We start from the raw sequence: 13,678 nt of genomic DNA, 5'->3' as shown, positions 1-13,678 counted from the left end.
GATCGGGAACATTGGCCGTGCCCGCCGTGTTGGCACCCGGCATGACAACGCTGGGATTGATCGGCAGTGGGAAAATCGGCGGCACGCTGGCTCGGCTGGCGGTCGCGGCGGGAATCGATGTGGTGCTGAGCAATTCGCGCGGCCCGGAGACCCTCCAGGATCTGGTGGCCGAGCTGGGGGAGCGGGCGAGGGCGGGCACGCCCGAGGAGGCCGCCACTGCCGGGGATATCGTCGTGGTGACGGTGCCGCTCAGGGCATATCAGCAGATCCCGGCCGATCCACTGATCGGCAAGGTCGTCATCGACACCAACAACTACTATCCGGATCGCGACGGCGAATTCCCGGATCTGGCGGCCGGCACCATCACCAGCAGTGAACTGCTGCAACGGCATCTGCCGCGCTCGCGAGTGGTGAAGGCGTTCAACACCATCTACTTCGAGCACCTGGCCGTGCTGGGGCGGCCGCACGGCGCGGACGACCGCACCGCGCTGCCCATCGCGGGTGTGGATACCGAGGCCAAAGTCGCTGCGGCGCAACTGATCGACGCGCTCGGCTACGACACCGTCGACGTCGGAACGCTCGCCGAGAGCTGGCGCATCCAGCCGGATACGCCCGCCTACGCCACCCCGTACGCGGCCCGCGAACCGTTCTGGGAGAGCCCGGCCGCCAATGCTGACGCGGCCGCCATCCGCAAGCTCGTGGAGGCCGCCACCCGCTGACTATTACTGTGGCGCAGTCATTTCCGCCCAGCGATTGGCGGTGAGCGCGAACCCCGGCAGCGCGTCGGTCGACATCTTGGCTTCGAAGATGCGCTGATAGGCGGTGCTCGCGATCCGCCACACGCCGTCCTCGCGACGGTAGGTGTCGTGGTAGTAGGCCGCGCCGCGAATCAGGATATCGAAGTCGGGGACGATCACCGTGTCCTCCAGACACCAAGTGCCACGGGCGGTTTCACCGTCCACTTCGATCTCCGGATGGTTGGCGACGTGCACGGTGATGATGTTCCCGCTCAGCGCGCCGCGCATGTAGCCGACCAGCGCCTCGCGGTCGGTGAATTCCAGCGGCCCGCCGCCCGAGGGCGATCCGTACGAGCCGACCACATCCGTGCACAGCGTGTCGCCGAAGTCGTCCCACTGCTTGAGGTCCAGGGTCCGCAGATACCGGTGCTTGAGCGCCCGGATCTGTTCGAGTGCGATGGTGTCCATGCGCGAAAGTTAGAACAGGTTCTCGCGGAGATCAATGCCGGGTTTCGGCCACCCGGACGCCGCCCCGGGTGGACCTGGACGCCGCCGGGCACAAGACTGTCCCCATGTTCAAAAAGTTGCTGGCGTCCGTCGGGGTGGGCGGCGCCGAGGTGGAAACCGAGTTGCACACACCCGGAGTCCAGCCCGGCGGCACCGTCCACGGCGTCATCCGGCTCAAGGGCGGCGGTGCCGAACAGGACATCACCCGCGTCGCAGTCGAATTCGTGACCCGCGTCGAACTCGAGCACACCGAGGAGGAGCAGAGCAGCCACCGCGGCTTCCACCGCACCGACGTGCACGGCCCGCTGCGGCTGCCGCCCGGCGCGCTCTACGACATTCCGTTCGGGCTCTACACCCCGCTGGAAGCGCCCATCACCTTCTACAACGGGCGGCATCTGCCCGGCATGGCCGTCTCGGTGCGCACCATCGTGGAGATCGCGGGCGCGGTCGACACCGGCGACAGTGACCCCATCGGCATCGGCGCCCTGCCGGCCCAGCACGTGATCCTGTCCGCGCTCGAACAACTCGGACTGCCGCTGCGCTCGGCCGACTGCGAATGGGGCGGGCTGCGCGGCATCCGGCAGGAGCTGCCGTTCTATCAGGAGATCGAATTCGGTGCGTCCTACCGGTATCCGCGGCTGAACCAGCTCGAGGTCACCTTCGTGGCCCGGCCCGACGGGATGGACGTGATCCTCGAGGGCGACAAGAAGGGCAGCTGGTACAGCGAGGGCAGCGACGTGTACGACGTGCTGTTCGTGGATTACAACGCGCTCAGCCACGTGGATTGGACGGCCGTGCTGGATCAGCGCCTGGCGGCCATGGCCTCGCGCGGGCACTGAGCGTCGAGGGTGCGCTGTGCGATCTCGAGGGTCCGGGCGGCCAGCGCGTGCGCTGCGCCGTCCTGACCTCGCATGCCGGGGAAGGCATTGACATCGATGATCACCGGTTTGCCTTCCGACTCCAGCAGATCCACGCCGTACACCTCGAGACCGAACACCTCCCCGACCCGCAGCGCCAGCTCCACCCACGGATGCGATCCGGTCAGCGGCTGGTCGGGAACCCGTGTGCCGGAGGTGAATTCGGACTGCCGCAGTGCGGCGAACACCTGCCCCGCCACCACCCACAGCTTGTGATCCCAGCCGGTGCCGGGCACCCAATCCTGTAGCACCACCGGCTCGTCCGGCCACAGCCGCGCCAGCGCACGCAGTTCGGCGGCATCCGCGACCCGGCGGACCAGATCATCACGGCGACTGCGGCGGCTCTTCACCACCAGTGGCCGCTCCAGCGGACCCGTGAGATTTCCCAGCCGTGACCAGGCCGCCGTCGCGGGAAAAGGCAATCCGGCGGCCACGGCCCGCCGCGCCATATCCACGCGGTCCTGGCAGAACTCCGTCGCGGCGGCCGAATTGAGGACCGGAATCCCGTGCCGCTCGAGGGTGCGAGCCAGCCGAATCGCCGCGGGTGTGCGCGCCTTGAGCAGGTACACATCAGCGAGCCGGGCGGGCAAACCGGCCGTGGGGGAGAGGGTTTCGACCCGATGCCCGCCTTCGACGAGCAGCGCCGCGGTGGCCGCGAGCAAGGGATGGTCCGCATTCGCGGTGAGCAGGCCGATTCTCATGAGCGGATGACTCTCGGTGCGTAGGGATTTCCTGAGGATGCGCTTCACCAGCGCGCGGCCACCGGCACACGGCTGTCGAACTCGACCGGCCGCAGCACCGGCCGGGACGTGCCATGGCGCGCCAGCTCGAGCACCGCGTGCGCCACCGTCTCCACCGCGCGCGGCACCTTGCGAAAACTGGGAAAGTCATTGATATCCACCACGATCGGCCCGTCCGGACCGTGCACGATATCCACCCCGTACAGGTCGAGCCCGAAGATCTCGCCGATCCGCGCGGCGATGGCGGCCACCTCGGAGGTCAGCGGCACCGGCCGGTCGCGCACCTCGCGCCCGTGCTCCAGCGGCGAGGTCCGCTCGGTGCCGTACAACCGGCCACCCACGCAGTAAACCTTCAGGTCCACACCGGAATTCGGTACGTACGGCTGCGCGATGAGCAGCCCCGCGCCCGCGAATTCCCCCGCCAGCGCCAGCAGTTCCTCCGGCCGCCGCACCAGGTGCACGCCGCGACCGGAACTTCCATCGGCGGGCTTGACCACCAAGGGGTAACGGCCACCGGATATTCGAGCCAGATCCGCCAGGCGCGCCGCCGCCCAGGTCTGCGGCACCGGCAGCCCGCTGCCCGCCGCGATCACGGCCGCCGCCGCCTTGTCCCGGACCCCGCGAATGGCGCGCGCGTCATTGATGGTGGTCAGCCCGCACGCCGCCGCGGCTTCCAGCAGCCCCAGACCCGGCCCGCCCGAGACGGTTTTGAGCACCCACGCGTCGTGGCGGCCGGACCGCACGAGCGAATTCAGCTCCAGCAGTTCACCACCCGGCCGCAGCACCTCGACCCGGTGCCCCCACCTGCGTAGCTGGCGCGCCACCTGGTTCGGCATGCCGTCGCCGCGATACTGCTCCTCCACCGGAAAGCAGAAACTCATCCGAGCCGCCACGGCGCTCCCCCGTACTCTCACGCTGATCCCTTGCGGCCCAGCCTGTTTGCCGTTCCGTCATCTCGATCATCCGTTCCGCCCGCCGAAGCGCAACACGGTCGCGGCCGAGGTGGCACAACTCTCAGGAGGTTGTCAGGATGGCCGTATGTTCCAGAGGTTGCTGTCTGCTGCCGGTGTCGGTGGCGTGGAGGTCGAAACCGAGCTGCATTCCGCGGCGGTTCGGCCGGGTGAGCCGGTTCAGGGCGTGATTCGGTTGCGCGGCGGTGAGATTCGCCAGGACATCGCCGAGATTGCCGCCGAATTCGTCACCCGCGTCGAGGCCGGCGACGAGCTCACGGTGGCGCACCGCTTCGGCCACACCCGCCTGCACGGGCTGCTCGCCCTCGACGCCCACCAAGCCTACGAGTTCGCCTTCGAGCTGTACGCGCCGTTCGAGACGCCGCTCACCACGTACGACGAAAGCCCGCTCCCCGGAATGCATGTCGCAGTGCGCGCCGTCCTCGACATCGCCGGTGCGGTGGACGCGGACGAGGGCGATCCGCTGCACATCGAGCCGCTGCCCGCGCAGTACGAAATCCTGTCCGGCCTGGAGAATCTCGGCTTCCATCTGCACCGCGCCGAGGTAGCGGAGGGCTGGGTTCGCGGACTTCAGATGGATCTGCCGTTCCATCAGCGGATCGAATTCGCGCCCTCGCCGGAGTTTCCGGCCCTCGAGGAACTCGAGCTCACCTTCGTCGCGGGCGAGGACGGGGTGGAGGTGGTGCTCGAGATCGATGAGCGCAGGGGCGCTGTCTACGGGTCGCTGTTCGTCGATCATCAGGAGGTCGGCGACGCCGATTGGGTCGCCGAACTCGACGGGCAGCTGTCGGCGCTGGGCGGCTGAACGAGCCCCCGGGGCGGCAAAACTGAAACGTGTTCTCGAAACCGCCCCGGCGGGGACCCACCCATTGCTAACCTCCCCGCATGATCGCCACCCTGGTCTGGGGCACCGGCAATGTCGGCCGGGCAGCCATCCGCGCCGTCGCCGCGCACCCGGCCCTCACGCTCTCCGGTGTCCTCGTCCACGACCCCGAAAAAGTCGGTAAGGACGCGGGCGAACTCGCCGGACTCGACACCGAATTGGGTGTCACCGCCACCGACGACATCGACGCCGCCCTCGCCGCCGGGCCCCGTGCCGTGGTGTACGCCGCCTCCGGCGACATCCGGCCGATGGAAGCCTTCGAAGACATTCTGCGCGCCGTGCGCGCCGGGGCCGCCGTCGTCACGCCCGCCCTCTACCCCTTCTACGACCAGCGCAGCGCCCCGGCCGAATTACGCGACCAGGTGCTGAAAGCCGTTGCCGAGGGCGGTGGTTCGCTGTTCGTCTCCGGCATCGACCCGGGCTGGGGCAACGATGTGCTGCCCCTGCTGGTGGCCGGACTCGCCAGCACCGTCGACGTCATCCGCTGCCAGGAGATCTTCGACTACACCACCTACGACCAGCCCGACTCTGTGCGCTACCTGGTCGGCATGGGACAGCCCATGGACTATCAGCCGCCCATGCTCGCCGCCGGCGTGCCGACCATGGTGTGGGGCGGGCAGATTCGGCTCATGGCGCGTGCGCTCGGCGCCGAACTCGACGAGATCCGCGAAACCCTGGACCGGCGCGCGCTCGACGCCACCGTCAGCACCGAACGGATGGGGGAGTTCGAGACCGGCACGCAGGGCGCGGTGCGATTCGAGGTGCAGGGCATCATCGGCGGGCAACCGCGCATCGTCATCGAACACGTCACCCGGATCCACGCCTCCTGCGCACCCGACTGGCCCACCCCGCCCACCGGCGACGGAGCGCACCGGGTGATCATCGAGGGCCGTCCGCGCATCGAGGTCAGCATCGAGGCCACCGACGAGGACGGCAATCGCTCCGCGGGCGGAAACGCCACCGCCGTAGGCAGATTGGTCGGCGCCATCGACTGGCTCGCCGCCGCCGAACCCGGACTCTACGACGCCCTCGACGTCCCCCTGCGACCCGCTGTCGGCATTCTCGGAAAGGCCCAATCATGATCATCGACATTCCCGAAGGCAAGGATCCCATCGGCTACGTGTGGGGCGAGATGGTGCCGGGCATCGGCATCGCCGCCTCCCAGTTCTCCCTCGCCGTCTACGAGCACACCACCCTCGGGCTGCGCGAATTCGAAGCCGCCCGGCTGCGCATCGCGGCCATCAACGGCTGCCTGTTCTGCCTGGACTGGCGGACCGACCGCAATGGCGAGAAGGTCGAGGACACCTTCATCGACGAGGTCGAGCAGTGGCGCACCAGCGACGCCCTCGACACCCGCGCCAAGCTCGCGGCCGAATACGCCGAGCGGTACGCCCAGGACCACCACAATCTCGACGACGAGTTCTGGGAGCGCATGAAGGCGCACTACTCGCACGCCGAAATCGTGGAGCTGTCCATGTGCATCGGCTCCTGGCTCGCCTTCGGCCGGCTCAACCACGTCCTCGGACTGGACGCGGTCTGCGTGCTGCCGAGCCACGCCGCCGCCAAGCAGTGACGCGGTAGCAATCAGGTCAGGACGAGAAGTTCTGTCGGCGAGGCGATTTCGCAGCGCAACCCGAACTTCTCGGCCACCCGCGCCACCCCGCCGATATCGGCCGGCTCGGTGCGTGAGAGCACCAGCGCTCGCGCCAGCAGGCCCTTGTGGTGTTTGTTGAAGTGGCTCACCACCGTTCGGCTCCCGTCCGGGCGCTCGGTGAGCACCGTCGCGGTCACCGCGCCGGGGATGCGGCCCAGATTCTGGTAGGTGCCCGACCGCAGATCGATGGTGAGCGCGCCGTCGGTCTCCGCCCGCAGCGCCTCGGGCAGCACCTGCTTCCACACCGCCTGCAGCGTCGGCTGACCCGGCAGCTTCGAACCACCCGAAAGCCGGTACGCCGGAATAGGATCGCCCGCCCGGATCACACCGAACAGCGCCGAACCGATCGCCAGGCGCGCATCCGCCTTGGCGCGCTGGGCCTTCGTGAAGCCCGGGGCGTCCAGCGCGTCGTACAGCACGCCGGTGTAGCGATCCAGCGCCGGACGCGTGGGCGAGCTGCGCAGCGCGGCATTGCGCGCGATCTCCGCCTCCGCACCCTTGCCCAGCCCCAGCGCCGCGCGCGACGCGTCGGGATCGGCCGCCAGCTTGGTCAACTGCGTGACGAGCTTGTCGCGCACCGCCGTGAGCTGCGGCATGGCCAGCGAATCCAGATTCAGCGGACCGCCCGACCCGCCGTCGGACTTGGTTTCGGAAGGAGGCAGCAGCACCAGCACGAGCGCATACGGTAGTGCCCCGCGCACCTCGCCGGTGCGCCGGGCGGCAGCTGTGCGCGTGTCATGAGTGTTGTCCGTGTCCCGAGCTGGGCAGGTCCATCGGCATGGTCATGGGCGCGGGTTGCTGACCGGGTGCCAGCACCAGGAACTGACCCATCATGCCGCGATCCTCGTGCAGCAGCAGATGGCAGTGGAACATGTACGGAATCGTCGGATCGGTGTAGTCGGCGAAATGCATGGCCAGGGTGTAGGTCACCCCCGGCGGCGTGTACAGCGTGTCCTTCCAGCCCGACAGCTCCGGCGGCGGCGTCCGCCCATCCACCGCCAGCACCTGGAACTGCACATCGTGCACATGGAAGTTGTGCGGCCAGTTGTCGTCGTTGCGCACCGTCCACACCTGCGTGCTGTCCACCGGAATCGTCATATCGATGCGATTCATGTCCATGCGCTGGTTGTTGATCATGAACCACTTCAGCTCGAAGGCATGGTCGACCGCGGCGTCCCGCGAGGCCAGCACGGCCATGGGAAGCAACGCGGCAGGCACCGGCGCGGCGGGGGACAGGTCAGTCGCCGGGCGGATCCGCAGAAGGTCGAAGCTGTCATCGAACCCGAACTCGGCCGCTCGATCGATCCCGGCCCGCTCGGTCACCGGCACCGACCGCAGCGTCACCGGCTCACCCGCCCGCAGTGCCACCACGATCTCGGCCCGCTCACCCGGACTGAGCAGAATCCGCCTCAGCGACACCGAATTCGGCAGCAGCCCACCGTCGGTGCCCACCAGATGGAACTCCCGATCATCGGAGAACCCGAGGTGGTACAACCGCCCCGACGACCCGTTCAGAATCCGGAACCGCACCCGCTCGGCCCCCGCATCGAAATGCGCTCCCGCAACCCCATTGACGATGACCGTATCCCCCAGCAACCCGACATCCCCCGGCGAAGACTCATCCAACGCGCCATCCCCGGTGAACCGCCGATCCTGCACAACCAGCGGAATGTCATCCACCCCATACCGATTCGGCAACCCGAGCGCATCCGCCTCATCGTCGTCGACCAGGAACAGCCCCGAAAGCCCCCGGTACACATGCTTTTCGGTCACCCCGTGCGGATGCGGGTGATACCAGAGCGTCCCCGCCTGTTGCGCCACAGTCCATTCCGCCGTCCACTCCCCGCCCGGCGCGATCATCTGATGCGGTCCCCCATCCGAATGCGCCGGCACATGCATCCCATGCCAGTGCACCGTCGTAGCCTCCGCCAGCGAATTCCGCACCCGCACCCGAACCGCCTCACCCCGCCGCGCCCGCAATGTCGGCCCTAGCACCGCCCCATTGAATCCCCAAGTCGCAGTGGCCTTCCCCGCCACCATCTCGGTGCTCCCCGCCCGCGCCTCCAACCGGAAATCGCGCACCCCCGCCGCATCCACGGTCGCCTCCGCCAACGGCGGAATCGGCAACGCCCGCGTCCCGCCCGCCGCCCCGGCCGATCCTGCGGACCGTCCGCCCGCACACCCCGTGGCCAGCGCCACAGAGGTGACAGCGATTCCAGTGAGAAAACCCCGCCGCGAGACCACACCAACTCCTTTGCCTGCCGATTGCTGAACCCCTCCAGCCTCATCACCGGCGACCCCCGCGAAATCGTCCCCACGGCTCGTGTTCACCGGCCCCCAGTCCCTTGCGCCGGCATCCACGCTCTGCTATCGAGCTGCGTGCCCCGCGTCTCGACGCCCGTGTCCGGCCTGTGCGCACACTTTCGTGCGCCTTTCTGCCATTCCGACCATTTCCGCCCCGAAAGTGTTGGCTCAGGCCGGATCACCGCGACTGCCGGAAGGGCCGACCACAGTGGGCACGAACTGCGCCCAGGCTTCGGCTCGGTGCGGCGACCGGACCGACCGGGCCGCTGACGTCCGCGGCCGACACACTCGATGGCCCGCCGACAGCTTGCCGAACCCGGGACGGCTGGGGCGGTCACCTACCGTGACTGATGTGAAGGATCTCCTCGAGCGCCCGGTGCTGCGGTATCTGCCGCTGGTGCTGGTGCCGGTGCTGCTGGTGGCGAGCACCTTCCCCGGGCAGTACCGGGTGCCGCTGAGTTACTGGCTGCTCGCCATGACGTCCGCGGCGCTGTTCGTGCTGGGGGAGCGATGGCCGCTGGCGGTCTCGCTGGCGCTGTCGGCGCTCGCGGTGCCGATGTTGCACACTCCGGCCTGGGGGCTGTCCGGTCTGGTGCCCTACCTCGGCGCGGTGGCTCTCGCGGATGTGGTGATGCGCGGTGGCGGGTGGCGGGTGACCGCGGTCGCCACGGCGGGGTGGGCGCTGGCCATCGTCCTCGGCCAGTGGAACGGCCACGACCCCTCATTGCCGCGTGCGGCCGTGCTGGTCCAAGCGGGCACGTATGTGGGCCTGCCGCTGCTGCTCGGCCTGTATCTGCGCGGGCAGCGAGCGCTCGCCGCGACCATGCGCGATCGTGCCGTCGAGGCCGAAAACCGCCGTGACGCAGCGGAATTGCATGCGCGCGTCGCCGAACGCAGTGCCATGGCACGTGAGCTGCACGATCTGGTCGCCCACCACATCGCGGCAATTCTGTTGCGTATCAAGGTCGCTCGGCACGTGGTGGCCGACGCCGATCCGCGCGTGGGCGCGGTGCTCGATGATGTGCGCGACACCGCCACCGACGCCCTCGGCGATATCCGCCGACTGCTCGCCGCACTGCGCGACCCGGAGCTGGGCGAGGCCGCGCTGGTCGACGCGGCCGCGCTCCGCACCGAGATCGCCGCGGCCATCGAGCGGGTGCGCGCGGCGGGATTCACCGTCGACGCCGACATCGATTCCAGCCTGACGGGATTGGATGCGATCGGCCGCCTCACCCTGCTGCGCCTCGTCCAGGAGGCACTCACCAATGTCATGAAGTACGCCAACCGTGACGAGCCCGTGCGCATCCGGGTGACCAATGCCACGGACACGCCGCCCCCCGATATCCGCGGTGCCGCAGCGGTATCCGTGACCCACGCCGAGCCCACCCCTGATCAGAGACGCGATCCGGCGTCGGCCGTTGTGCTGTTGGTGCGCAATCGGTTTGCTCAGTTGCGCGTCGGTGACGGCGCCGCCCGTGCCGGTGAACTCGCCCGGGGCGGAGCGGAGGGGCATGGCCTCGTGGGCATGCGGGAGCGCGTCGCGCTCGCCGATGGCACGCTCGTCGTCGGTCCGGCCGGCGGCTACTGGACCGTCGAGGCCCGATTGCCCACGGCGACACCCGGACACGAGGCGGACGGTGCGGCGATGTCACCCGCCACCCGTTCTCCGGTAGCGGAAGGAGATGGTGGGCGATGATCACTGTCCTGCTGGTGGACGATCAGCGGCTGATCCGCGCCGGGCTGCGCATGCTCCTCGAATCCACCGACGACTTCAGCGTCGCCGGGGAAGCGGCGGACGGGGTGGAGGCGGTGCGCCGGGCCGCCGAGCTCGCGCCGGATCTGATCCTCATGGATTTGCGGATGCCCGGGCTCGACGGGACGTCCGCGACGCGGGATATCGTCGCCGCCCGGCCCGAATCGAAGGTGCTGGTGCTCACCACCTTCGACGATGACGAGCACCTGTATCCGGCGCTCGCGGCGGGCGCGGCCGGATATCTGATCAAGGATACCGATCCGGCCGATCTGCTGGATGCCATGCGCCGCACCGTCGACGGCGACATGTTGTTCTCGCCGTCGCTGCTGCGCCGCCTGGTGGACCGCGCCGTCACCACTCCCGAGCCGCCGCCCGCCCGCGTCGGCCTGACGCCGCGCGAGGACGAGATCCTCGATCTGGTCGGCGAGGGGTTCGGCAATCAGGAGATCGCGGAACGCCTGCACCTGGGGTTGAGCACCGTCAAGTCACATATCGCGAACCTGATGGACAAGACCGGTACCGACAATCGCGTCCGCCTCGCGGTTTACGGTGACCGCAGCCGCAGGAATCGGCCGCTCGGGTGAGCATTGCACCCGCCCCGGAGCCGTGAACCGGTAATGCGTTGCGGATATCGCGCGAGCACCGACTACCCTGTGCATCCGTGATCACGCGCCTCTCCCAACTCTTCCTGCGCACCCTGCGCGACGACCCCGCCGACGCCGAGGTGCCCAGCCACAAGCTGCTGGTCCGCGCCGGATACGTGCGCCGCATCGCCCCGGGCGTGTACTCGTGGCTGCCGCTGGGCCTGCGCACGCTGCGCAAGGTCGAAGACGTCGTCCGGGAAGAAATGAACGCCATCGGCGCTCAGGAGATCTCGCTGCCCGCGCTGCTGCCGCGCGAACCGTACGAAACCACCAACCGCTGGACCGAGTACGGCGACGGCCTGTTCCGGCTCAAGGACCGCAAGGGCCAGGACTACCTGCTCGGCCCCACCCACGAGGAACTGTTCGCGCTCACCGTGAAGGGCGAATACAACTCGTACAAGGACCTGCCCGTCACCCTGTACCAGATCCAGACCAAGTACCGCGACGAAGGCCGCCCCCGCGCCGGCATCCTGCGCGGCCGCGAATTCATCATGAAGGACTCGTACTCCTTCGACCTGGACGACGACGGCCTGAAGAAGTCCTACAACGCGCACCGCGAGGCCTACCAGCGCATTTTCGACCGTCTCGGCGTCAAGTACGTCATCGTGGCCGCCACCTCCGGCGCCATGGGCGGTTCGGCGTCCGAGGAGTTCCTGGCCGACAGCCCCGTCGGCGAGGACACCTACGTCATCTGCCGCGAATCCGGTTACGCCGCGAACGTGGAAGCCGTCGTCACCGCCGCGCCCGCCGAGATCCCGCTCGAGGGTCAGGCCGACGCGGTCATCCACGACACCCCGAACACCCCCACCATCGCGACCCTCGTCGACTGGGCCAACGGCGCCGGCATCGACCAGCAGTTCGGCCGCCCGGTGACCGCTGCCGACACGTTGAAGAACGTGATGGTCAAGCTCCGCTACCCCGACGGCAAGACCGAACTGCTGGCCGTCGGCATCCCCGGCGACCGCGAGGTCGACGACAAGCGTCTCGGCGCCTCCGTCGAACCCGCCGAGGTCGAGATGATGGACGAGGCCGACTTCAAGGCCAACCCCTTCCTGGTCAAGGGCTACATCGGCCCGAAGGCCCTGCAGGCCAACGGCATCCGCTACCTCGTCGACCCCCGCGTGGTCACCGGCACCGCCTGGATCACCGGCGCCGACGAACAGGGCAAGCACTACGTCGGCCTGGTCGCCGGCCGCGACTTCACCCCCGACGGCACCATCGAGGCCGCCGAAGTCCGCGACGGCGACCCCTCGCCCGACGGCCGCGGCGTCCTGGAATCGGCCCGAGGCATCGAAATCGGCCACATCTTCCAGCTCGGCCAGAAGTACACCGACGCCTTCGAGGTCGACGTCCTCGGCGAGAACGGCAAGCCGGTGCGTCTGACCATGGGCTCCTACGGCGTCGGCGTCTCCCGCATGGTCGCGGTCCTCGCCGAGCAGATGCACGACGACAAGGGCCTGCGCTGGCCCGCCGAAGTCGCCCCCTACGACATCCACGTCGTCATCGCCAACAAGGACGAAGGCGCCCGCTCCGGCGCCGAACAGGTTGCCGCGGAACTGGATTCCCAGGGCCTCGAGGTCCTCCTCGACGACCGCACCGCCTCCCCCGGCGTCAAGTTCAAAGACGCCGAACTCCTCGGCATGCCCTACGTCCTCGTCGTAGGCCGAGGCTGGGCCGAAGGCAAGGTGGAACTCCGCGACCGCTTCGCCGGCACCAGCGAAGAACTCCCCGCCGACACCGCCGTCCAGTCCGTCCTCGCCAAGATCCGCGGCTGACCCACTCCCACAACCGAATACACCTCGAGCCGCGCGACACCCGCTATCGCGCGGCTCGCTTCTATTCCGCCCCAGGCGAATTCAGAACTCCAACTCCAACCAAGGAATGTGTATCGCGAAGGGATGGTCGAACTCGATCCCAGCCGACGAATCGGGCCGCCACTCACCCGCGACGATGTAGTTCGCCCGACGCAACGGTGCTACACCGTCCGGAAGTTGCGAATGGCCGGTCCGCAGGCCGTAGGCACGGATACTCGTGACCCGAAGTGGACTCCGCCCGAGAATGACCTCCCAGTACCAGGGAATCCCCGCCCCGGCGTAGCGCGCCTTTCTGGCTTCGATGTCGCGGTCGGCACTGGCAGGTGAGAACACCTCCCCGGCGACGAGCGCATCGGCTGCTCGGATGTCCTGATACTCCCCTGCGAGGCATCGGTACACGAGGAAATCCGGAGTCATGAAATCGGATCGGCCGATTGCGCCGAAGAAGACGTTCGTCCCCGTGGAAGCTCGCCAACAGGGCGCCGGCCGGCGTGACATTTCCGCACGGGCGCATCGCCGAAGTGCGTTCCACAGATTCGCCGAACATTCCTGGTGTTCAGCCGGACCGCGCCAGACCCATACGACGCGACCTTCCCACAGTTCGATCTGTCCGCCGATCTCGTCGGGCAGCTTCTCCAACTCTTCCCAGGTCATGAATTCGGGAAGTTCCGGTCGTCCATCGCCTGTCATGGATCCCCCTGGGGAATAGGAAAAATTCTGCGGAGGGATTCGATTCGGCTGTAGTCGCGGATGG

14 protein-coding genes are annotated in these 13,678 nt (G+C 68.4%); 8 read left to right on the top strand and 6 right to left on the bottom strand.

Annotated elements, in window-relative coordinates:
• Positions 1-17: 17 nt before the first annotated feature.
• Entirely contained in the window at positions 18-719 is a 702-nt protein-coding gene (locus H0264_RS31715; RefSeq protein ID WP_231084657.1) for an NADPH-dependent F420 reductase, read from the top strand.
• A 3-nt stretch (positions 720-722) separates the two neighbouring features.
• Here the strand turns inward: H0264_RS31715 and H0264_RS31710 are convergent, their stop codons facing one another.
• Positions 723-1,205 (bottom strand): nuclear transport factor 2 family protein, encoded by a 483-nt coding sequence (locus H0264_RS31710; protein ID WP_181580949.1) that lies wholly within the window; start codon positions 1,203-1,205, stop codon positions 723-725.
• Between the two features lie 104 nt (positions 1,206-1,309).
• Between H0264_RS31710 and H0264_RS31705 the strand changes: the two genes are divergently transcribed.
• The gene (locus tag H0264_RS31705) at positions 1,310-2,083 is read left to right on the top strand and encodes a sporulation protein (protein WP_181580948.1); all 774 of its coding nucleotides are present in this window, start codon (positions 1,310-1,312) and stop codon (positions 2,081-2,083) included.
• Here H0264_RS31705 and H0264_RS31700 read toward each other — a convergent pair.
• Both H0264_RS31700 and H0264_RS31695 read right to left on the bottom strand, forming a co-directional pair.
• Positions 2,047-2,862 carry an ATP-grasp domain-containing protein gene (locus tag H0264_RS31700; protein ID WP_181580947.1) on the bottom strand — a complete coding sequence of 272 codons (816 nt, stop codon included), beginning with the start codon at positions 2,860-2,862 and terminating at the stop codon, positions 2,047-2,049. The genes H0264_RS31705 and H0264_RS31700 overlap by 37 nt on opposite strands.
• Before the next feature lie 44 nt (positions 2,863-2,906).
• On the bottom strand, positions 2,907-3,782 hold the full coding sequence (locus tag H0264_RS31695; RefSeq protein ID WP_181580946.1) for an ATP-grasp domain-containing protein: 876 nt from the start codon (positions 3,780-3,782) through the stop codon (positions 2,907-2,909).
• A 157-nt stretch (positions 3,783-3,939) separates the two neighbouring features.
• Between H0264_RS31695 and H0264_RS31690 the strand changes: the two genes are divergently transcribed.
• The 3 genes from H0264_RS31690 (at position 3,940) to H0264_RS31680 (ending at position 6,328) form a co-directional block, all read left to right on the top strand.
• On the top strand, positions 3,940-4,677 hold the full coding sequence (locus H0264_RS31690; RefSeq protein ID WP_181580945.1) for a sporulation protein: 738 nt from the start codon (positions 3,940-3,942) through the stop codon (positions 4,675-4,677).
• Between the two features lie 80 nt (positions 4,678-4,757).
• The gene (locus tag H0264_RS31685; protein ID WP_181580944.1) at positions 4,758-5,837 is read left to right on the top strand and encodes an NAD(P)H-dependent amine dehydrogenase family protein; all 1,080 of its coding nucleotides are present in this window, start codon (positions 4,758-4,760) and stop codon (positions 5,835-5,837) included.
• The gene (locus H0264_RS31680; RefSeq protein ID WP_181580943.1) at positions 5,834-6,328 is read left to right on the top strand and encodes a carboxymuconolactone decarboxylase family protein; all 495 of its coding nucleotides are present in this window, start codon (positions 5,834-5,836) and stop codon (positions 6,326-6,328) included. Before H0264_RS31685 ends, H0264_RS31680 begins: the two co-directional genes overlap by 4 nt.
• Before the next feature lie 11 nt (positions 6,329-6,339).
• Here H0264_RS31680 and yaaA read toward each other — a convergent pair whose 3' ends face one another.
• Both yaaA and H0264_RS31670 read right to left on the bottom strand, forming a co-directional pair.
• Positions 6,340-7,083 carry a peroxide stress protein YaaA gene (gene yaaA / locus H0264_RS31675; protein WP_181580942.1) on the bottom strand — a complete coding sequence of 248 codons (744 nt, stop codon included), beginning with the start codon at positions 7,081-7,083 and terminating at the stop codon, positions 6,340-6,342.
• A 61-nt stretch (positions 7,084-7,144) separates the two neighbouring features.
• Positions 7,145-8,653 (bottom strand): multicopper oxidase family protein, encoded by a 1,509-nt coding sequence (locus tag H0264_RS31670; RefSeq protein WP_181580941.1) that lies wholly within the window; start codon positions 8,651-8,653, stop codon positions 7,145-7,147.
• A gap of 412 nt (positions 8,654-9,065) precedes the next feature.
• On the opposite strand from H0264_RS31670, the gene H0264_RS31665 reads away from it, so the two are divergent.
• The 3 genes from H0264_RS31665 to H0264_RS31655 all read left to right on the top strand — a co-directional run bounded on the left by H0264_RS31665 (position 9,066) and on the right by H0264_RS31655 (position 12,885).
• Positions 9,066-10,409, top strand: coding sequence for a sensor histidine kinase (locus H0264_RS31665; protein ID WP_420832002.1), 1,344 nt, complete (start codon positions 9,066-9,068; stop codon positions 10,407-10,409).
• Complete coding sequence (locus H0264_RS31660; RefSeq protein ID WP_181580940.1) at positions 10,406-11,050, top strand: response regulator; 645 nt, start codon at positions 10,406-10,408, stop codon at positions 11,048-11,050. The genes H0264_RS31665 and H0264_RS31660 overlap by 4 nt, the downstream gene beginning before the upstream one ends.
• 77 nt (positions 11,051-11,127) lie before the next feature.
• Complete coding sequence (locus H0264_RS31655; RefSeq protein ID WP_181580939.1) at positions 11,128-12,885, top strand: proline--tRNA ligase; 1,758 nt, start codon at positions 11,128-11,130, stop codon at positions 12,883-12,885.
• 81 nt (positions 12,886-12,966) lie between these two features.
• Here the strand turns inward: H0264_RS31655 and H0264_RS31650 are convergent, their stop codons facing one another.
• The gene (locus tag H0264_RS31650; protein WP_244976010.1) at positions 12,967-13,614 is read right to left on the bottom strand and encodes a Uma2 family endonuclease; all 648 of its coding nucleotides are present in this window, start codon (positions 13,612-13,614) and stop codon (positions 12,967-12,969) included.
• Between the last annotated feature and the right edge of the window lie 64 nt (positions 13,615-13,678).

It is taken from the genome of Nocardia huaxiensis, assembly GCF_013744875.1.
GTDB lineage: Bacteria > Actinomycetota > Actinomycetes > Mycobacteriales > Mycobacteriaceae > Nocardia > Nocardia huaxiensis.
This window is presented reverse-complemented; position numbering and strand designations above follow the sequence as displayed.

Bases quoted from the DNA above. Each gene is read 5' to 3' on its own strand.
- H0264_RS31705 (WP_181580948.1), top strand. From the start codon at position 1,310: ATGTTCAAAAAGTTGCTGGCGTCCGTCGGGGTGGGCGGCGCCGAGGTG.
- H0264_RS31695 (WP_181580946.1), bottom strand. From the start codon at position 3,782: ATGAGTTTCTGCTTTCCGGTGGAGGAGCAGTATCGCGGCGACGGCATG.
- H0264_RS31685 (WP_181580944.1), top strand. From the start codon at position 4,758: ATGATCGCCACCCTGGTCTGGGGCACCGGCAATGTCGGCCGGGCAGCC.
- H0264_RS31710 (WP_181580949.1), bottom strand. From the start codon at position 1,205: ATGGACACCATCGCACTCGAACAGATCCGGGCGCTCAAGCACCGGTAT.
- H0264_RS31700 (WP_181580947.1), bottom strand. From the start codon at position 2,862: ATGAGAATCGGCCTGCTCACCGCGAATGCGGACCATCCCTTGCTCGCG.
- H0264_RS31680 (WP_181580943.1), top strand. From the start codon at position 5,834: ATGATCATCGACATTCCCGAAGGCAAGGATCCCATCGGCTACGTGTGG.
- H0264_RS31690 (WP_181580945.1), top strand. From the start codon at position 3,940: ATGTTCCAGAGGTTGCTGTCTGCTGCCGGTGTCGGTGGCGTGGAGGTC.
- H0264_RS31650 (WP_244976010.1), bottom strand. From the start codon at position 13,614: ATGACAGGCGATGGACGACCGGAACTTCCCGAATTCATGACCTGGGAA.
- H0264_RS31660 (WP_181580940.1), top strand. From the start codon at position 10,406: ATGATCACTGTCCTGCTGGTGGACGATCAGCGGCTGATCCGCGCCGGG.